This is a genomic window from Shewanella morhuae, assembly GCF_003028295.1.
Classification (GTDB): Bacteria; Pseudomonadota; Gammaproteobacteria; order Enterobacterales; family Shewanellaceae; genus Shewanella; species Shewanella morhuae.
The window spans coordinates 1127771-1146103 of sequence record NZ_PYSG01000002.1 but is presented as its reverse complement, the minus strand read 5'-3'; the positions used below and the strand labels follow the sequence as shown (position 1 = coordinate 1146103).

The 18333-nt window shown below is 41.9% G+C and carries 15 protein-coding genes and 5 tRNA genes; 7 read left to right on the top strand and 13 right to left on the bottom strand.

The features are described from left to right. Window positions 1–3: 3 nt before the first annotated feature. Window positions 4–639: a LuxR C-terminal-related transcriptional regulator gene (locus C9I43_RS05590; protein WP_107882621.1), complete on the bottom strand. Its 636-nt coding sequence runs from the start codon at window positions 637–639 to the stop codon at window positions 4–6. 290 nt (window positions 640–929) lie between these two features. Here C9I43_RS05590 and C9I43_RS05585 point away from each other — a divergent pair, with 290 nt between their 5' ends. Next, window positions 930–1676 carry a cytochrome b/b6 domain-containing protein gene (locus C9I43_RS05585; protein ID WP_107882619.1) on the top strand — a complete coding sequence of 249 codons (747 nt, stop codon included), beginning with the start codon at window positions 930–932 and terminating at the stop codon, window positions 1674–1676. Window positions 1677–1782: 106 nt separating this feature from the next. On the opposite strand, the gene cctA is transcribed toward C9I43_RS05585, so the two are convergent. The 3 genes from cctA to C9I43_RS05570 all read right to left on the bottom strand — a co-directional run bounded on the left by cctA (window position 1783) and on the right by C9I43_RS05570 (window position 4162). Beyond that, window positions 1783–2133, bottom strand: coding sequence for a tetraheme c-type cytochrome CctA (gene cctA, locus C9I43_RS05580; protein ID WP_107882617.1), 351 nt, complete (start codon window positions 2131–2133; stop codon window positions 1783–1785). 498 nt (window positions 2134–2631) lie between these two features. After that, window positions 2632–3717, bottom strand: a complete 1086-nt coding sequence (locus C9I43_RS05575; protein ID WP_107882615.1) for an AI-2E family transporter — start codon at window positions 3715–3717, stop codon at window positions 2632–2634. Between the two features lie 211 nt (window positions 3718–3928). After that, on the bottom strand, window positions 3929–4162 hold the full coding sequence (locus C9I43_RS05570; RefSeq protein WP_107882613.1) for a sulfurtransferase TusA family protein: 234 nt from the start codon (window positions 4160–4162) through the stop codon (window positions 3929–3931). Window positions 4163–4278: 116 nt separating this feature from the next. Here C9I43_RS05570 and bepA point away from each other — a divergent pair, with 116 nt between their 5' ends. The 4 genes from bepA (at window position 4279) to C9I43_RS05550 (ending at window position 8893) form a co-directional block, all read left to right on the top strand. Next, window positions 4279–5748, top strand: coding sequence for a beta-barrel assembly-enhancing protease (bepA, locus tag C9I43_RS05565; protein WP_107882611.1), 1470 nt, complete (start codon window positions 4279–4281; stop codon window positions 5746–5748). 126 nt (window positions 5749–5874) lie between these two features. Beyond that, entirely contained in the window at window positions 5875–6225 is a 351-nt protein-coding gene (gene arsC / locus C9I43_RS05560) for an arsenate reductase (glutaredoxin) (protein WP_107882609.1), read from the top strand. Between the two features lie 35 nt (window positions 6226–6260). Further along, window positions 6261–6635, top strand: a complete 375-nt coding sequence (locus C9I43_RS05555) for a DUF2069 domain-containing protein (protein WP_076501829.1) — start codon at window positions 6261–6263, stop codon at window positions 6633–6635. Window positions 6636–6934: 299 nt separating this feature from the next. Continuing rightward, a complete protein-coding gene (locus C9I43_RS05550) occupies window positions 6935–8893 on the top strand; it encodes a hypothetical protein (protein WP_107882600.1) in 1959 nt (652 codons plus the stop codon). A gap of 243 nt (window positions 8894–9136) precedes the next feature. Here C9I43_RS05550 and htpX read toward each other — a convergent pair whose 3' ends face one another. Continuing rightward, on the bottom strand, window positions 9137–10000 hold the full coding sequence (gene htpX, locus C9I43_RS05545; RefSeq protein WP_107882598.1) for a protease HtpX: 864 nt from the start codon (window positions 9998–10000) through the stop codon (window positions 9137–9139). A 288-nt stretch (window positions 10001–10288) separates the two neighbouring features. Between htpX and pepE the strand changes: the two genes are divergently transcribed. Together pepE and C9I43_RS05535 are read left to right on the top strand one after the other, a co-directional pair. Beyond that, window positions 10289–10999 carry a dipeptidase PepE gene (gene pepE / locus C9I43_RS05540; protein ID WP_107882596.1) on the top strand — a complete coding sequence of 237 codons (711 nt, stop codon included), beginning with the start codon at window positions 10289–10291 and terminating at the stop codon, window positions 10997–10999. 358 nt (window positions 11000–11357) lie between these two features. Next, entirely contained in the window at window positions 11358–12965 is a 1608-nt protein-coding gene (locus C9I43_RS05535) for a glucan biosynthesis protein G (RefSeq protein WP_181317851.1), read from the top strand. A 723-nt stretch (window positions 12966–13688) separates the two neighbouring features. Here the strand turns inward: C9I43_RS05535 and C9I43_RS05525 are convergent. The 8 genes from C9I43_RS05525 to C9I43_RS05490 form a co-directional block, all read right to left on the bottom strand. After that, window positions 13689–13774, bottom strand: a tRNA-Leu gene (locus tag C9I43_RS05525). 126 nt (window positions 13775–13900) lie between these two features. Further along, window positions 13901–13986: transfer RNA gene (locus tag C9I43_RS05520), tRNA-Leu, on the bottom strand. A 49-nt stretch (window positions 13987–14035) separates the two neighbouring features. After that, a tRNA-Cys gene (locus C9I43_RS05515) sits at window positions 14036–14109 on the bottom strand. 41 nt (window positions 14110–14150) lie between these two features. Further along, window positions 14151–14226: transfer RNA gene (locus C9I43_RS05510), tRNA-Gly, on the bottom strand. Window positions 14227–14438: 212 nt separating this feature from the next. Next, window positions 14439–14987: a CDP-diacylglycerol--glycerol-3-phosphate 3-phosphatidyltransferase gene (gene pgsA, locus C9I43_RS05505; RefSeq protein WP_076501816.1), complete on the bottom strand. Its 549-nt coding sequence runs from the start codon at window positions 14985–14987 to the stop codon at window positions 14439–14441. A gap of 47 nt (window positions 14988–15034) precedes the next feature. Beyond that, window positions 15035–16864 carry an excinuclease ABC subunit UvrC gene (gene uvrC / locus C9I43_RS05500; protein ID WP_107882590.1) on the bottom strand — a complete coding sequence of 610 codons (1830 nt, stop codon included), beginning with the start codon at window positions 16862–16864 and terminating at the stop codon, window positions 15035–15037. A gap of 77 nt (window positions 16865–16941) precedes the next feature. Beyond that, window positions 16942–17586, bottom strand: a complete 645-nt coding sequence (uvrY, locus tag C9I43_RS05495) for a UvrY/SirA/GacA family response regulator transcription factor (RefSeq protein ID WP_076501810.1) — start codon at window positions 17584–17586, stop codon at window positions 16942–16944. Between the two features lie 394 nt (window positions 17587–17980). Further along, window positions 17981–18071, bottom strand: a tRNA-Ser gene (locus C9I43_RS05490). Window positions 18072–18333 lie beyond the last annotated feature (262 nt).

Here is an 18333-nt window from a genome sequence, read left to right as displayed (position 1 = left end):
GCTTTAAACCAGCACATCATGTAAATGAGTCTGTGCCCAAGCAATGGCTTGGCCACGGCTTGACACGCCAATCTTACGAAAGACGCGGTACAAATGCGTTTTTATTGTACTTTCACTCACAAACAATTGATTCGCAATATCTAAGTTAGTACTTCCCGTCAATAAAGCTTGCAACACCTCACGTTCACGTATTGTCAGTGGCTCAGTATCTTCAAATAGACCAAAATCATCATTCACCCCATTAATTAGCTGAATGGGAAATACTCTATGGCCTCGTAAAATATTCGACAGTCCGAGGCTGATCTCTGCTAATCCGGTTTCGAGGGAAAATACCCCAGCAGTAGTGGTTGCTTGCATTAAAAAACGGGCATCGACTTGTTTGGGGAAATGTAAATAGACAACCCGCACACTGGGATGTTCGCGGGCCAGTAAACGCTGAAATTGATAGGCTTTTTGAAGTTCGACAGTGGCTAAATCAATCACGACCATGGAGGCGTGGTTATCCTTAACGTGCTCACATATTGCATCTGGGTTGACTTGAGTCAACTTAACAAGAAATTCCTGCGGCCAGTGTCCTGCTAATAGTTCGACTAATACTTGCGATCGTGACACTACAATCCAATGTAATATTTTGAACATCCTGCTCACTCCCTGTCTGACTAACGATTATTCATTCCGAGAACAGAAGCCCTCAATGTCATTTCACATCTGCCCAATAGACCTCCAAGTCTATATAAATAGAATAGTATCATTAGATAAAACAGATTAAAAAGACTTACAGAATAAATATTTACCGTACGCAAATTTAAAAAATTTGTGTTTGCATACACTACATTCTTAAACCGCAATCTTAATTTAAACTGAAAAAACTACTAAAATATTCAGATAAGAGCGTAAAATAAAGTCCATACACAACACAAGGAAAAGCCATGCCTAACAGTAACGTCACTCGCATAGAAATAAAATCCTATGCCGTATGGGATAAACCCACCCGCTTATTTCATTGGGTCAACGTCATGCTCGTACTCGCACTTGTTTTAGTGGGAGGCATCATGATGTATCGCTCTGAATTGGGTATAACGGAGCTAACAGGCAAGATTGGCTTAAAAACGTTACATGTATGCATAGGTTATGCATTTGCATTAAATCTTATTGTTCGCCTCGTGTGGGGTTTTGTCGGTAATAAATATGCGCGTTTTAGCCATATATTGCCTAATGCAAAAACAAAAAGTGACTTAATGCTCTACAAGTCCGAACTCGCAGCAGGTAAAAATCCGCAGTATTTAGGCCATAATCCAAAGGGGAAATTTGCTGTATTGGCGATTATGCTGTTATTAGTCACGATAATGCTAACGGGACTTTTTCGGGCTGGTACCGATATTTACTATCCACCATTAGGCGGTGCGATACAAAGCTATCTAGCGGAGTCGAATGTCGACCCTGCAAGTTTACAACCCTACGATGCAACTGGGGTTAATGTCGAAAAAGCCGCTACGATAAAAGCGTTCAAGGGATTGGCCGGTGAAGTTCACGTCTATGCAGTGTACTTACTATTACTGCTCATTTTATTACACATTTTCGCCGTGATTTATACTGAAGTTAAACGTCAACCTGGGATTATTTCAGCCATGTTTTCAGGTAAAAAAATGATTCAAGGCCAACCTAAAGACGAGTGATGTTATAACTAGCGGATAGTTGATACAAATAACGCCAGCAAATTGCTGGCGTTATTATATTGACTTGAAGGCATACACCAATGTATTTGGTATTGATTATTTCAAGTTATTTTTTCAGAGTAGACCCTGAAGTACGACCATCGTCGTGGCAGCTTTCACACGTAGGTTTATCACCCACGTTCATGTCATGAACCGCATGACAGTCAGCACAGACTAAATTACCGTCATGTGGCTTATGTACCGCATCCATTTCAGCAAGAGAACCATGACAGCTTTGGCACTGTTCAAATTCAAAGGCACCGTCCGCAGAAGGTGTACCATCTTTATGACAACTTTCACATCCACCTGATTCAGCATGAAAATCAGACAGTTTTTGATCTGCAGCAAATGCAGTTGGCGACAGCGCTAGCGCTGCGAGACTTGCACCGAAAAGCGCACTTAATAGTTTTTTGCTCACAATAGTATCCTCCAATGGCGATTGTCAGTGGAAATTCTTGTCAGGGTGACTTCCATCTCGCAACCAAAAGTAAATAGCACGACTCGATATAACTTAGTTAAGGATGCAAAAATAAGCAACCTATTACTAAGCCACATCAGTTTATCAATATGCTTAAGATTAAAATGTGCGCTATATCATGTAACCACATGCTTACATAAGGATTTTACACTTATACAACCTTATAACGTACAGAATGTAAACCCTTATTATGATTAAGGTTAAAATAAATACCGTCAATCCAAAAATAAAATTTGCCACAAGCGAAATGAAAACATGGAAGCACTAAAATGTAATGACGAGAAAATACACCTGCTGATGCTTGATGGGATATTTTAAAGCTCAACGATACAACTCTCCTTGGCACTGATTTTAAATGCCAAGGAGAGTTCAAAACCATATTTACTGAATTTATTTAGCTTGGACAAGAAAGTTAATAACGCTATCAATGGAGAGCTATTAATAACGGACACCCAATGGCTGATTCGTTTCAACTTCTGTTTTAGGCCAAGCGTTAATCACGGCTTTAACTAATGAGGCTAATGGAATTGCAAAAAATACTCCCCAAACGCCCCATAAACCACCAAAAACTAAAACGGCCGCTATGATGATCACCGGATGTAAATCCACCGCATCGGAAAATAAAAGAGGCACCAGTAAGTTACCGTCTAGCCCCTGAATAATGCCATAGCCCAACATTAAATAGCCAAATTCAGAACTAAAACCCCACTGAAAAAATGCCACTAAAGTGATAGGCAACGTCACCAATGTTGCACCAACGTAGGGGATCAATACCGATAAACCGGTTAACACACTTAATAAAACCGAATATCTCAGTCCCATTAAAGCAAACAGAATATAAGTTGCGACACCAACAACCACTATTTCAATCACTTTGCCACGGATGTAATTAAAGATTTGTTGATGCATCTCAAACCAAACTTTGCGCGCTAACTGGCGGTTGGCGGGGAAAAACCGTTTGCTACCATTGATTAATTGGTGTTTATCTTTTAAAAAGAAAAACACTAATAACGGCACTAAAATTGCGTATACCATCAACACTAATAAAGAGGCGGAGTAACCAATTAACTGCTTAGCAATATCTAATACATGCTGGGTATCGAGCAATTTTTTCAGCTCGCCCACCATCAGATTCAACTGTTCTGGATTGATAAATTGCGGATATTGATTGATCAGTGTTTGTATCGTCTGCATTCCTTTGTCTATCATGCTCGGTAAATCAGCAATTAAGCTCGCTCCCTGGCGCCACACACTCGGGATTAAACCAAACGTTAATAACACCACAATCCCTAAAAACAACACAATCACTAAAGAGGCCCCAGCGGTACGATTAATACCCAACTTAAGCATTTGGGTAACCGGCCAATCCAATAAAAAAGCCAACACCAGTGCAACTAATAAAGGTGCAAGTAAACCGGCGGCAAAATAAAGTACCAGCGCGAAACCCACAAGAATTGCCATTAAGGTCACCGCTTGAGGATCACTAAAGCGTTCTTTATACCAACGAGAAAAAACAGTAAACATGGAGGATTCCAATAGTGATAACGGGCTTAAGCTTCTTAAGCGCTCAAGAAAAGGGATTACAGTATTGTGTAAAGCTTTTTAAGCCTCACTATAACACCCCACTGCCTCATAATGACTAAGTACGCTAATAATGAATAAGGTTGTTTAAGTGATATTTTGCCACGTTAAGTACTGCATCAACGCGGATAAATTTAAACAACAAAGTTTAAATTTATCCTAGAGATGGATCAACTTTGATGATCATCAAGGCTAACAGACTCGCATCATTACGCAACTCTTCGACAACGTGACCTTGTTTTTTTAAATATTGGGGAACATCTCGCCGCGAACCTGAGTCAGAGAGTAAGATATGCAATTGCTCACCGTCTCGCATTGGCTTCAATGCCAGCTTGATTTTCACTAAAGGGACTGGGCAACGAAATAGTGTTAAATCAATAAAAATCATAATGAACTTGCTATAGATGAACTGGGGCTATTATCCTAAGTCGCCACTCAAACTACAAGCTCAGTGTAACCTCTTTGCCTTGTAGCAAAGATAATTAGAAAATATAAAGGATCCGCTTGCGTAACTTGACTTTTTTGACTCAATTAAAACCTTTTGTTGCAGGCGCACTTTCTTTGATGCTATTGACATTCGCCGCCAAAAGTTTTGCGAACAACGACTTACCAGACTTAGGCACAGCCGCCGTCAATACCTTCAGCCTTGAGAAAGAAATGGTTTACGGTGATGCCTATATGCGCGTCATTCGTTCCTCGGCGCCAATGTTAAACGATCCCGTATTGAGCCAATACCTTACCGAATTAGGTAACAAACTGGTCGCCCATGCCACGGGAGTGAAAACCCCCTTTTATTTCTTCTTGTTACAAAACGATGAAATCAACGCCTTTGCCTTTTTTGGCGGCCATGTAGCCGTTCACACGGGATTATTTCTCAATGCCGATAATGAAAGTGAACTGGCCTCAGTGTTGGGTCACGAAATTACCCACGTTACCCAACGCCATCTTGCCCGCTCGCTCGAAGCACAGCAGAAAAGTAATCCTGCGACGATTGCAGGTTTACTCGGCGCTATTTTATTAACCATCGCAGTACCACAAGCGGGTATGGCTGCGCTCGCAACAACACAAGCGATGTCGACACAATCAAGAATTAACTATACTCGTTTGCATGAAAAAGAAGCCGATCGTATCGGGATGCAAATTTTGGTAGATGCAGGTTTTGACCCCAATGCCTCTGCGGATTTTTTTGGTAAATTAGCCAGTCGTTATCGCTTTACCACGACCCCGCCGCAAATGCTGCTAACTCACCCATTACCAGAGTCACGGATCACCGAGGCCCGAAACCGCGCGGAACAATACTCTAAACGCTATGTCCCAGACCATCTTAACTTCCAATTGGCGAAAGCACGTATTCAAGTACGTTTTTCTAGCTACAGCGACGAAGCCGTATTGAGCATGTTTGAAAGGCAGTTGAACAAACAAACCTATAGCTTTAAAGAGGCCGCACTCTATGGCAAAGCACTGGCATTATTTAGATTAAAAAAGTTTGTTGAATCCGAGAAAATTATTGATAGTCTGTTAAAAATTGATAATAACAATCTGTTTTATATCGACACTAAATCTGACTTATTGACTGAACGTAAGGACTATAAGAACGCGATTACGATGCTCGAAGGCCAGCGCAGAATCAAGCCAACGTCTCAAGTTATTAACGCTAACTTAGCCAACATTTATATCGAAGCTGATCAGGCATCCAAAGCAATCCCTTTGCTGGAGGATATGATTTTCCTCGATAAACAGAATGAATTGCCTTACCAATTGTTGGCCACTGTCTATAAAAAAACCGGTAATCAAGCTTTGGAATATTTCTCTACTGCTGAGTTAATGGCATTAGGGGCAAACTACAAAGGTGCAATTGATCAATTGAATTTTGCTTATCGTGCATCTGAAAGTAATCCATTACAACTTGCGCGGATTGAAGCACGGATCCGCCAATTCAAAATTGCCGACAAACAGATGGATGCCCTTAAATAAGCCGTTATTTTTCACCGAGTAAAGCGGTGTTAATATAATCGACGCCCCGAACACACTGACGGGGCGTTGTTTTTTCTGTTATTATTCGCCCATTATTATTTCAGCCCGTATTGAGCCACTCCCACTATGACCCAAGCGACGATTTACCATAATCCACGTTGTTCAAAAAGCCGCGAAACCTTAGCCCTACTCGAGCAACAAGGTTGTGATATTAACGTGGTGGAGTATTTAAAAAATCCGCCAACGGCTAAAGAAATCAGCGATATTCTGACTAAATTGGGCCTCAGTGCACGTGAAATAATGCGTACTAAGGAGACTGAATATCAAACCTTAGGGCTTGCCGACACCTCGCTAACGGAAACGCAACTGATTGAAGCTATGGTGAACACGCCTAAACTGCTTGAGCGCCCTATTGTGCTCGCCAATCAACGCGCCGCGATTGGTCGCCCTCCTGAGAATGTGCTCGAGATTCTTTAACCCTTGCCGCTATTTTTAACCGTTAGGTAGACATAATGACGTCCAACGCTTTATTTACCCTCAGCCGTTTAGGTTACTTTGCATTAGTGCTGCTGTTAAGCGGCTGGTTTGTTGGCCAAGGAATGAGTGGCGAATACTCCTTACTCTTTAGCCTGTTATGGATAGTACCTTTATTACTGCCAGTAAAAGGGATTTTCCAAGGTAATCCTTATACCTTTGCATGGGCAAGTTTTGTACTGTGCCTATATATGTTACATGCGCTGACATTGCTTTATGTGACCACTGATGCCTTCGCTTTTGCCTTAATCGAAGCATTATTGATTGGTGTACTACTCATCGCATTTCCTTTCTACGCACGTATTCGTGGTCGTGAACTAGGCTTAGGCTTAAAGAAAAAATCTAAAGAATAACTCTTTAGCCTCAGTGTAATTTAGATGCCGTTCTACCTTTTAGGGTATAACGGTATTTTTATAGAACAACACCAAACGCCATCGACTAAGAACGATTTAAATATCTGTACCAGCACTGTACCCGCCTTATTGACAGCCTCCCCTTTAACCTAATAAAAAATTAACATTTAATATACTTGGTGTCACTTTTTGCAACTTATTGTCCATGCTATAGTCAGGTGCTCATCTTGAAGTACCCGTTTGTAAAGTGTCATCAGAAGTCTAATAACACTGCCGAGTTAACAATGGAGAATAGTGTCATGGGAATGTCGGTATCACAGAAAATGTTGGCATTAGTGGCCTGCTCTAGCCTACTCATATCATGCGGTGGGGGCGATGAGGATAGTAACAATCCTAATAATGGTGGGACAACGCCACCATCGGTTTCATTACTGCGTTGTACTGACAATATTGCGCCATTGATTATCACAACGTCCTCCTCCATCCGCTTTCAAACTGAGTCAACTTATACGGCGGGTCAATCCAGTGCCATTATTGCCAATATACCCAATCGGGATAGTCAGAGTTTAAGCTTCCTCTGGCAACAAATTGATGGTCAAAATATTGAATTAGTCAGCCAAAATAGCCCCGTATTAGCCTTTGATATTCCCGCAGCAGGTAGCTATCGTTTTAGCTTACATGTAACAGGTAATAATTTAGATGTAACCGGTGAAATTGATATCAATGCCGATGCGGCTATTGGGATGCTTAATGCCCGTCAAGATCACCAAGTGGTTGAAGGTAATAATGTTAGCTTAAGACTTGGTCAACAGTCAGGATTAAGTGCGGCGAATATCTCTTGGTGTGTAGCATCTGGCCCAGACTTGAATGTCGATATTAGCGATCCGTTTAGACCATTATTTACTGCGCCAGCGATCAGCCAAGATACGCTTACTCGTCTCAAAGTGAGTGCTAATATTAGTGGCAATCAGCACAAGGATGATGTTTTTGTCCTGACAACAGCGGCGCCTGCGATAAGTTCAAGCTATTTTGATACCCCAGTCGCGCGCACTTATGCTTATCGTCCATCTTCACCTTACGCTAATGTGTTAAGTCAGTGTGTTTACTCCAACCAGCTGAATGATAGCTGCACTATCAATCAGTTACCTTTAATCGGCCAAACATCAAACGATCTCAATCATGAGACCATTCTTGATCGTGTACTGGTTTCACATGATTGGATGGGTGATAACTTTGCCGCCTTTTTAACCCAGTTGGACCCTAACAGCGATTTTGCCCGCTTATTACAATCCGTTACTGCCATTGTGATTAGCTATGATATACGCCCTTCTTTCTATTGGGTCGTCACTGGAGCGATTTACCTCGACCCTAACGATTTATGGCTTACACCAATTCAACGTGACACTATCAATGAAGCGCCTGATTACCGTAGTAACTTTGGTAATGAACTCAATTTTATGATGCCTTGGCGTTATGTTAAAAATAATCAATATGCCTCACTTAGCGTCCCCGCTACCGCCAGAGCATACCGAACACTAGCGCAAATCAATCCCGATCTAGCCTCTTTGCTGTACCACGAACTCGCCCATGCCAATGATTTCTTTCCCCGCAGTGTACATACCTCACTGGCAGGGCCGAGATTATTAGATGATTATCGTCGACGTAATGCGAATAAGAGCCTGATTTCAGACAAGGTCAGTACAATCTATCCATTATCGAGCACTGAAATGACTGGGCTTGCTAATGTCAGTTTCCTCGGCGGCGCGGCTAATAATCTACAAAAAACCTACCAACCCTCAGATGTGAGCACTTTCTTTTCGACCGATATCGCTAGCGATTTCTATGCTTATTCCAGTACCCGTGAAGACACAGCCATGCTGTTTGAAGAAGCGATGATGAGTTATCGTTATCAAATATTGCGTGATGTTGCCGTCACCAATAAACCGGCAGTATTAACCGCTGATACGCTGCTGATTGATTGGGGGCAAAGAGGCAGAATTGCCGATGACAGCTTAGAAAACCGCGCGGCACTGGTGATTGATGAAATATTACCTGAACTTAATGGCATCAGCTTGATTGAAAGCCTACCCGAGCCTGTCGCGATGACACAAGGTCAAAGCTGGCGCCAAGCACTTGCAATATCACCAGCAAATAGGCAGCTTAAAAGCCTAAATAATACCGCCGTAAATGATAGTACACCACGTTTTGAGCCTGAACTTCGTTTAAGTGGCGACCGTCACCGTCATCCACAGCAATAAGTACTAACAAGGTGATAAATCCACACACGATTTTGATATTGGGCATTGAAACAGCACCAAGTAAAATACGTCAAAGTCGCTCTTATCTATGCATGTTGTGCCATCTAATGGCAACGAATCGCCCTTAGCATTAACCCAAAAAATAAGGCTCAAACAAATGTTTGAGCCTTATTTTCACACTAATAACTTAATCCTAAATTATCGACAATACCGTGACTTTGGCTGCCAAGTATTGCGCTTCGTTTAGATCGCCTTTAGTGCAGCAATACGTTTTTCCAATGGAGGATGACTCATCATTATTTCCGCCATTGAACGCTTTCCGTTAATACCAAAGGCAGACATTTGTGCAGGCATTGCTGTGCTTTCTGGACCTTGGCGTAAACGCTCAAGTGCAGCAATCATCTTACCTTTACCCGCTAAATGTGCCGCGCCTTCATCGGCTTTGTACTCACGAACACGTGAGAAGTAAGCAACAATAATGGAAGCCAAAATACCGAATAACATATCCAGTACGAAAACCACGGCCATGTAAGCGAACATACCCAGACCTTCGCCTTCTTCGTCACTGCTCGACACGAAGTTATTGATAATGCCAGCAACGACACGGGCTGCGAAGATTACGAAGGTATTCACCACACCTTGGATCAGTGTCAAGGTCACCATATCACCATTGGCAACATGACTTACTTCATGGGCCAGTACGCCTTCGATTTCATCTTGGCTCATGCCGTATAACAAACCCGTACTCACAGCCACTAATGAATTATCTTTACTTGGGCCGGTGGCGAACGCATTCATATCGGGTGATTGATAAATCGCCACTTCTGGCATTTTAATCCCCGCTTGTTTAGCTTGACGGGCAACCGTCTCTACTAACCAACGTTCGGTACTATCGCGTGGAGTCGTGATGACTTCACAACCCATAGTTTTTTTCGCCATCCATTTTGAAATGGCTAAGCTAATGAATGCCCCACCGAATCCAAAAATAGCAGCGAACACTAACAGCCCACCCATAGTCGACGTGTTCACGCCTAGAATAGACATCACAATTGAGGCGACTAACAACACGGCTAGGTTAGTCGCAATCAATAAAAATATACGCTTCATTTCAGCTCCTTTAGGGCAAGAATGTGCCATTTAACTTTGTTCAAAGACATAATATGTCCAAATAATTGAAATTCAAGTGCTAACAAATAAAAACTGTTAAAATTAGCCTACCTTACATTGATAAAGACAGTGCTTTTGGTGGTTTGTGAGTCTAGGGATATTTTATTAATCAAAACTTAAATCTAACGGCTATAAGGGTTACAGACGAATTTTGCTTTATTTCTCTATGTTTATCACGATTAATCTTTGTTAACATGTTCGTACACTTGAATCTTTGAAGATATACAAATGACCATTAATGCCCTACTGCTCAGTAGTTCTCGTGTCGGTGATACGCCTTATCTTGCGCACGCGATCCCTTTTATTAAACCGTTAACGACGCAAGCACAAAAGTGGATTTTTATCCCCTATGCAGGTGTCAGTATGAGTTATGACACTTACTTAACGTCTGTCGTTACGGGGTTAAGTGAACTTCAACTCGATATCAGTGGTATACATCAGCACCCAGATCCGCGTCAGGCGATAAAAAATGCTGATGGAATATTGGTAGGTGGCGGTAACACTTTTCATCTATTACACCAATTGTATCATCATGACCTAGTAGCGCTAATTAGTGATCAAGTCGCCCAAGGTAAACCTTATATCGGCTGGAGCGCTGGCACTAACGTCTCAGGACTGAGCATTAGAACCACCAATGACATGCCTATTATAGAGCCGCCTTCATTCAACGGGTTAAAAATTGTGCCGTTTCAATTAAACCCACATTATTCTAATTACCTTGCACCAGGCCATAATGGTGAAACCCGTGCCCAACGATTATTAGAGTTCACTAAAATCGATCCCATTACACCCGTCATAGGGCTCGTTGAAGGCTCAGCGCTGTGGCGCCAAGGAAACACATTATCATTATTAGGCGATAAGCCTGCGTATTTATTCTGTGGTGAGCAGCAAGAAATCCCCATACCCGTGGGCACTGATTTATCACATTTACTCAAATAATTTGTTTTACCGAGTCAACCACACAGTGGTTTATTAACGCGTAACACACCATTCACCAATAATGGCAATATACAAAATGAATAAGGCCAAAACCGTAGGGACATAAGGCAATGTACTAACTGGGTATGAGCCGTTGATACCATTGAGCACATATTTGATTGCTCAAAATAGCACTGTCGGTGATTTTTATTACAAATATCTGTATACACAGGTAAAATTGATTTTTAGCCTCAGCAAGTTGGCGCTCGCTACTGAGGTGAAAATAAAAGATAAGTTATTAATATTTATAGATTAGATAAGCAGAAGCCTATTATATAGTGCCTATGACTCAGCGTCATTTTAGTAAGGAGTTTCCATTTTGCGACTGAATCTTGTGATGAATTACCCTACCGGTTATCCGGCATTATTGAAAAAATTACCTTTTGTCATCCTGACAGCCTTTGTTACCGTTGTCGGGATAAATAACGTCAATGCCGCCGCCACACAGGCCGCACCTAACACAGAGAAAAAAACAGAGAAAAAGGTAGAGAAAAAAATAGAGACGTTCTCCCACGATACGGTTATCACTCTGGCAGAACAGCTCTCACAAACCCCCTTTAAAGAAGCTAAAAAGGCACCGAAGGAACTGATTGATCTAAATTTTGATACTTACAGTAAGATAAACTATCAAGAAAATGCCGCTATTTGGGGGGGCTCACCCACTAAGTTTTCAGTGCAATTGTTTGCGCCAGGTTTTCTTTATAAAAACCTCGTCGATATTGATGTGGTTGAAAACAGCAAGGCGATCCCGATTGAGCTAACAGAAGCTTCATTTAATGTGCCTAATGATGCTATCGAAAAGTTAATCACCCAAGTGGGACAATATGCCGGCGTTCGCTTGCATTACCCCATTAACGATGATGAAACGAAAGATGAATTTATCATGTTTCAAGGTGCGAGCTATTTTCGTGTCCTATCTAAAGGACAAACCTATGGTTTATCAAACCGTGGATTAGCGATAGATGTTGCGCAACCTAAGGGCGAAGAATATCCGTTGTTTAAACGTTTTTGGGTTGAACGGCCATCTAAATACCAAACCGCCATTGTGGTACACGCCCTACTCGATAGCCAAAGCGTGACTGGCGCCTATCGTTTTGGTATTTATCCAGGCTCACCGTCACGTGTTGAAGTTGAAGTGACTCTATTTCCTCGTCGTGATATCCCACATGCTGGCCTAGCACCTCTCACCTCTATGTTTCTCTATGGTGGCTTAGATTCCTCAGATAAGCCTGATTATCGTCCACAGGTTCATAACTCAGATGGACTACAGGTAGACCGAGGTAATGGTGAACGTTTATGGCGTCCGTTAAATAATCCCAATAAATTGCAAATCAGTGCATTTGGTGATGAAGATATCAAGGGATTTGGATTAATTCAGCGTCATCGTAAATTTGAAGACTACCAAGATCTTGATGCAAACTATCAACTTAAACCTTCAGCATGGATTGAGCCACTTAATGATTGGGGAAAAGGACAGCTTATATTACTAGAAATCCCCTCTAATGCTGAAACTAACGACAATATCGTGACCTATTGGGAGCCACAAGGCGGCTTGAAGAAAGATCAGCCCTACAAATACTCCTACCGGATGACGGCATCAAATGACAGTCCTTCAGCGGCGTCTAAAGCGCGTGTTGTTCGTAGCTCAAAGGGACAACTTGTTGCAAAAGGGAAAGAGTTACTGATCGACTACAGCAATATAAACGCACAAGATATTGATAAAATTCGTATTGATGCCAGTATTAGCAAAGGTAAAATTATCTCTTCACGAATAGTGGCACACCCTGATATCAACGGTGCAAGGGTATTCTTAAACTTTGAGCCAGAAAGTACCAATGTGGCAGAATTAAGAGTCCAACTGAATAAAGGCGATAAGCCACTGGCTGCCACTTGGTTATACCGTTGGAATAGTGACGATTGGCAATAGTAAAATTTAATGGTCGTGAAGTTTACGTGTATTTATACGTCTAAATACACGAACTGATACGACTAGCTGATATCCAATGAATAGATTAAAGCGTCAGTATGTACTGACGCTTTTTTATTATTTAATGTTATTGTTGGCTATTCATTAAGCTCTAGCTTAAGCACGTTATCTCCTCTACCAGCCGCCTAGACATAAACTCACGCCTATCAATCCAGCGCATATCCAAAGTATTTTTTATAAAATGGTGCATCAAAAAATTAACCGCATCCACCTATAATACCAATCGTATTAACTATCTGTTCATTCAGCGGGAGTTCAACGCGCTTTAGACAAGGCGAAGGCTTGAAGACATAGTGGTGCTCTGTCGAAAGACTTAAACGCAGTATAAAGCGCGTTGCCATGCAGTTAAATCGCCGCCCTTTGGGAGCCTCACTGGCATCCCACTCCCGTTGCATTGACTTAAAAGGGAATAACCATTTCTGCGTCAATGCGCCTCGGATTGAAATACCTGTGAGGCTCTGAACTGATTAGATAGTTAATGTGACTGGTATAATACTTCGGTGCTGTTTCTATATGAAAACCAGCCAGATTTAGGGTCGCACAAAAGGGTTTTGTCGGCCGACGCAAGCAATGTTAGCTATAGCAACAGGAAGCATTTACGGGACAAATGGAAGACACAGATGCAAAAAAGCCTCGATATAAATATCGAGGCTTTTTCTTTTTTGGTACCCGAGGCCAGACTTGAACTGGCACGCTTATTCAGCGAGGGATTTTAAATCCCTTGTGTCTACCGATTCCACCACTCGGGCAAACTCTTTATATTAATGAACGGAATCATGTCACTAATATATTAACTCTATATATTTAACACTAAAAAATGCAATAAAACCCTATTTAAAACTAGGACTCTATTTTTAATACCACTATCAAAATAATGGTACCCGAGGCCAGACTTGAACTGGCACGCTTATTCAGCGAGGGATTTTAAATCCCTTGTGTCTACCGATTCCACCACTCGGGCAAACTCTTTATATTAACAACGGGAATCATGTCATTAATACTTTATATTTTGGAGGCGCGACCCGGAGTCGAACCGAGATCGGCGGATTTGCAATCCGCAGCATAGCCATTCTGCCATCGCGCCATACTTGCTAACTCATTAAAACACTATGAGTCTTTAAATATTGGAGCGACATATCGGGTTCGAACCGATGACCTATACCTTGGCAAGGTATCGCTCTACCAACTGAGCTAATGTCGCATTTTGCTTTATCTTCAACTTTATTAAGGTATTTTACCTTAGTAAACTGAGTTGATGTCACGCTTCAATATTCTGTAGAGTTAAAACATTGTTTACACATAGTCTCTTGTCTACGGGGTGGCATTCTACCGATTTACCATCCTGTGTCAACCGCTGTTTTAACGATAACTCACTGCTTGCACACTAAATAATCTCTTTGATTTTTTATTGCACTATTCAGCGGTGAGATCTTTCCACGCGGCTAAAATGTAACTCATCATTGACCAGAAGGTTAATACAGCAGCGATATAGAGCAGCACAAATGCCGCAGTTGTCATTAACGGATTGTATTGCCAAATCAAGCCAATAATCGCCACCATTTGCGCCGCAGTCTTATATTTTCCAATCCAAGAAACCGCTACAGTGCCACGTTTACCGATTTCTGCCATCCATTCTCTCAGGGCTGAAATCACAATTTCGCGGCCGATCATAAACAGTGCTGGCATCGTCAGCCAAATATTGGTGTATTGGTCAACTAATAAGACTAACGCAGTGATGACCATCAACTTGTCCGCAACTGGATCGAGGAAGGCACCAAAACGAGTTAATTGCTTCAGTTTACGGGCAGCATAACCATCTAATGCATCCGTTAACGCCGCGAGCCAAAAGGTAAACGCAGCAACAAAAGGAGTCCAGTCATAGGGTAAATAAAACAGCACCACAAAAATGGGCAGTAAAAAAAGCCTGAAAAGAGTTAATGCTATAGGTACGTTAAACGGCATGATCAAACCAGTTAGTCAAAAGCAGCGCCAATCTTGCCTTAATTTTATCACCCTCGCAATGCATCATGAATGGTTTGTGCCATTTCTATGCTGATCCCCGGTACTTTGACTAATTCTGCCACACTTGCCCCTTTCACTTCCTGCAGTCCACCCAGATGTTGTAACAACGCTTTACGGCGTTTAGGGCCAATACCAGCAATAGATTCGAGCGTTGAGGTATTACGGGTCTTTTGGCGACGATTACGATGTCCTGCAATAGCGAATCGATGGGACTCATCACGAATATGCTGAATAAGATGTAGCGCTGGCGAATCACCTTCGAGGGAAAAACTGGTTTCAGTATCACCAAAAATTAACGTTTCAAGCCCAGGTTTACGGCCCTCACCTTTCGCCACACCAATCAATTGCGGTACTTTATCTAAATGGACAAACTTTTGATCCACAATTTTTTGCGCAATACGTAACTGCCCGAGTCCACCATCAATAAACAGAATATCGGGAATTTTACCGCCCGCTTCAATTTTATCAAAACGACGAGTGACCGCTTGCTTCATTGCGGCATAATCATCGCCTGGTGTAATTCCATCGATGTTATAACGGCGATACTCCGCTTTGTGCGGCCCCTCGCGATTAAACACCACACACGAGGCAACCGTACTCTCACCCATAGTATGGCTAATATCGAAGCATTCCATTCGCTGAATAGGCGTACTTAACTCTAAAATTTCTTCCAATAATACAAAGCGTTGCTCAACAGTATTTTTATGAGATAAACGCGTCATCACTGCATTAGTGGCATTGGTGATCGCCAAGCGTAAAAAGCTTGCTCTATCGGCACGCACATTGGTCTTAATTGAGAATTTTTTATCTAATGCCGTAGATACCGCCGCCTCGAGCTCGGGTAACTCTTCAAAATTATGGCTAATCACCACTTCCTTGGGGATAGTGCGCTGGATATCGGCGTTTAAATAAAACTGTAAAATAAAGGATCGTAGTACTTCATTTATATCCGTTTGTGCGGGTACTGAGGGATAATAACTGCGACTGCCAAAAATTTTACCCTCACGAATAAACAGTAAATGAAAACAGGCAATACCTGACGCATAATGCACGCCAATCACGTCCATATCACCTTTATTATTCGACACTTCTTGCTGCTCAGCCACTTTACGCAGTGCCATAATTTGGTCGCGAAACCGAGCGGCATGCTCATAGGCTTGGTTCTCGGCAGCCTGCTCCATTTTGTCAACTAGGGCTGTGATCACTTGTTGATCTTTACCTTTCAAAAACAAACTGGCTAATTTAACTTGTTCATCGTAATCAGCATGGCTGACTTTACCCACACAGGGCGCGCTGCAACGGGAGAGTTGATATTGTAAACAGGGACGTGAGCGAGATTTGTAGTAAAGGTCGTCACATTGGCGAATAGGAAATAGCTTCTGCATCAAATGCAAGCTTTCACGTACCGCACCACCATTAGGATAAGGCCCAAAATAGTGGCCTTTTTCTCGCTGAGGCCCGCGATGATACGCAAGCCTTGGGTGCTCATGTTGACTTAATAATATGTAGGGATAAGATTTGTCATCACGTAATAACACATTGTATTTAGGCATATATTGCTTGATATAATCGTTTTCAAGCAACAACGCATCGGTTTCACTGTGGGTTAACGTGACATCAATATGATGGATATGTGAGACTAAAGCTTGGGTTTTAACATTATCTAAATTTTTACGAAAATAGGATGAAAGACGTTTTTTAAGATCTTTGGCCTTACCCACATAAATGACGTCATTTTTGACGTCATACATACGATAAACACCAGCGGAGGATGAAACCGTTCGTAAAAAACTTGCGGCATTAAAATCACTCGACATTATTCACACCCACGGTTTTGCAGACTTAACACCAACCACATAAAATAATACGACCTACTCTTATAACCGACTGATAATTAAAAATGACCCGTATCCAACATCTTATAACGAATAGCTAACCGCGTGAGCTCCACATCGCCACTGATCCCCAATTTGGCAAATAAACGGTAACGGTAGCTGTTAACGGTTTTAGGGCTTAAATTGAGCTGCTCAGAAATGTCGCTCACTTTCTCACCATTAGTGATCATCAACATAATCTGCAATTCACGTTCAGACAATGTCTTAAATGGATTGTCATCTGCGGGATTAAACTGACTCAGGGCCATTTGTTGCGCAATCTCAGGCGATAAATAGCGTTGTCCACGGGAAACCTGTCGTATGGCCTGCAAAACTTCAGGGGGCGTCGCACCTTTAGTTAAGTAGCCCGAAGCGCCCGCTTGCATCACTTTGCTTGGAAACGGATCTTCAGTGTGCACTGTTAAGACAATAATTTTTGCATGTGGCTGATATCGTAAAATTTTGCGCGTTGCTTCTAAACCACCCATCCCCGGCATATTCATGTCCATTAAGATCACGTCGGCTTCATTTTGACGAGACCACTGCACCGCAGTTTCACCATCGGGAGCCTCGCCAATAACCTTGATCCCACGTTCATCTTCTAATATGCGGCGGATCCCAGTTCTTACAAGCTCATGATCATCAACTAGATATATCGATATCACTTTACATCCACCTCTACAATTTACAGAGCACACTGTGCATAAACAGCGAAATACAGCAAACGGCCACTGAATTCATATGGCTAATTTAGCCCAACCGCTCTATTTCGCAAAGCATAAAATGAACATTGTTAACTAGATGATATTTAAAGGAAGGATTTTAGACCGCATTAACGTATCGGGAGCATTTTTGCAGCAGAAAAATGCATACTCAGCTGAATATAAATTATTAACTCATGAGGGTAGATTAACTGATGATGTGCTCACTCAATATAACAAGGTACTAAACTTAAAATCATTAAATAAGCACACTAGCATTTAACTTAAATTAAGAAGCAAAGTTCAAATCGCGCAAACAAAAAAGGCCATCATTGCTGATAGCCTTTTCTGTAAAATATGGCGGAGGAGCAGGGATTTGAACCCTGGGTGGGCTATAAACCCACGCCGGTTTTCAAGACCGGTGCATTAAACCACTCTGCCACCCCTCCGAACGAGCGAGATAATAGCGATCTCTGTTGTCACTGTAAACTTAAATTTTTGAATAATCTTTCAAGTGGTGATTTAGTACTCTACTACGGTATATGTTTCTATTATTTCCATAAAACAATCGCGATAGTGTTCGGCTCAAATCGACTCATGGGTAAAAACGTGTCCATTTAACACACTCATAGTTAACCATCAATCTCCCGCAATCAAAAAACAAGATATTAGCCATATATTTCAATGGCATAAATAAATAAAAGTAAAAGC

Coding starts and splice junctions, on each gene's coding strand:
- C9I43_RS05590 (WP_107882621.1), bottom strand. CDS start 639: ATGTTCAAAATATTACATTGGATTGTAGTGTCACGATCGCAAGTATTA.
- C9I43_RS05585 (WP_107882619.1), top strand. CDS start 930: ATGCCTAACAGTAACGTCACTCGCATAGAAATAAAATCCTATGCCGTA.
- C9I43_RS05575 (WP_107882615.1), bottom strand. CDS start 3,717: ATGTTTACTGTTTTTTCTCGTTGGTATAAAGAACGCTTTAGTGATCCT.
- C9I43_RS05570 (WP_107882613.1), bottom strand. CDS start 4,162: ATGATTTTTATTGATTTAACACTATTTCGTTGCCCAGTCCCTTTAGTG.
- arsC (WP_107882609.1), top strand. CDS start 5,875: ATGACCCAAGCGACGATTTACCATAATCCACGTTGTTCAAAAAGCCGC.
- C9I43_RS05555 (WP_076501829.1), top strand. CDS start 6,261: ATGACGTCCAACGCTTTATTTACCCTCAGCCGTTTAGGTTACTTTGCA.
- C9I43_RS05550 (WP_107882600.1), top strand. CDS start 6,935: ATGGGAATGTCGGTATCACAGAAAATGTTGGCATTAGTGGCCTGCTCT.
- htpX (WP_107882598.1), bottom strand. CDS start 10,000: ATGAAGCGTATATTTTTATTGATTGCGACTAACCTAGCCGTGTTGTTA.
- pepE (WP_107882596.1), top strand. CDS start 10,289: ATGACCATTAATGCCCTACTGCTCAGTAGTTCTCGTGTCGGTGATACG.
- pgsA (WP_076501816.1), bottom strand. CDS start 14,987: ATGCCGTTTAACGTACCTATAGCATTAACTCTTTTCAGGCTTTTTTTA.
- uvrC (WP_107882590.1), bottom strand. CDS start 16,864: ATGTCGAGTGATTTTAATGCCGCAAGTTTTTTACGAACGGTTTCATCC.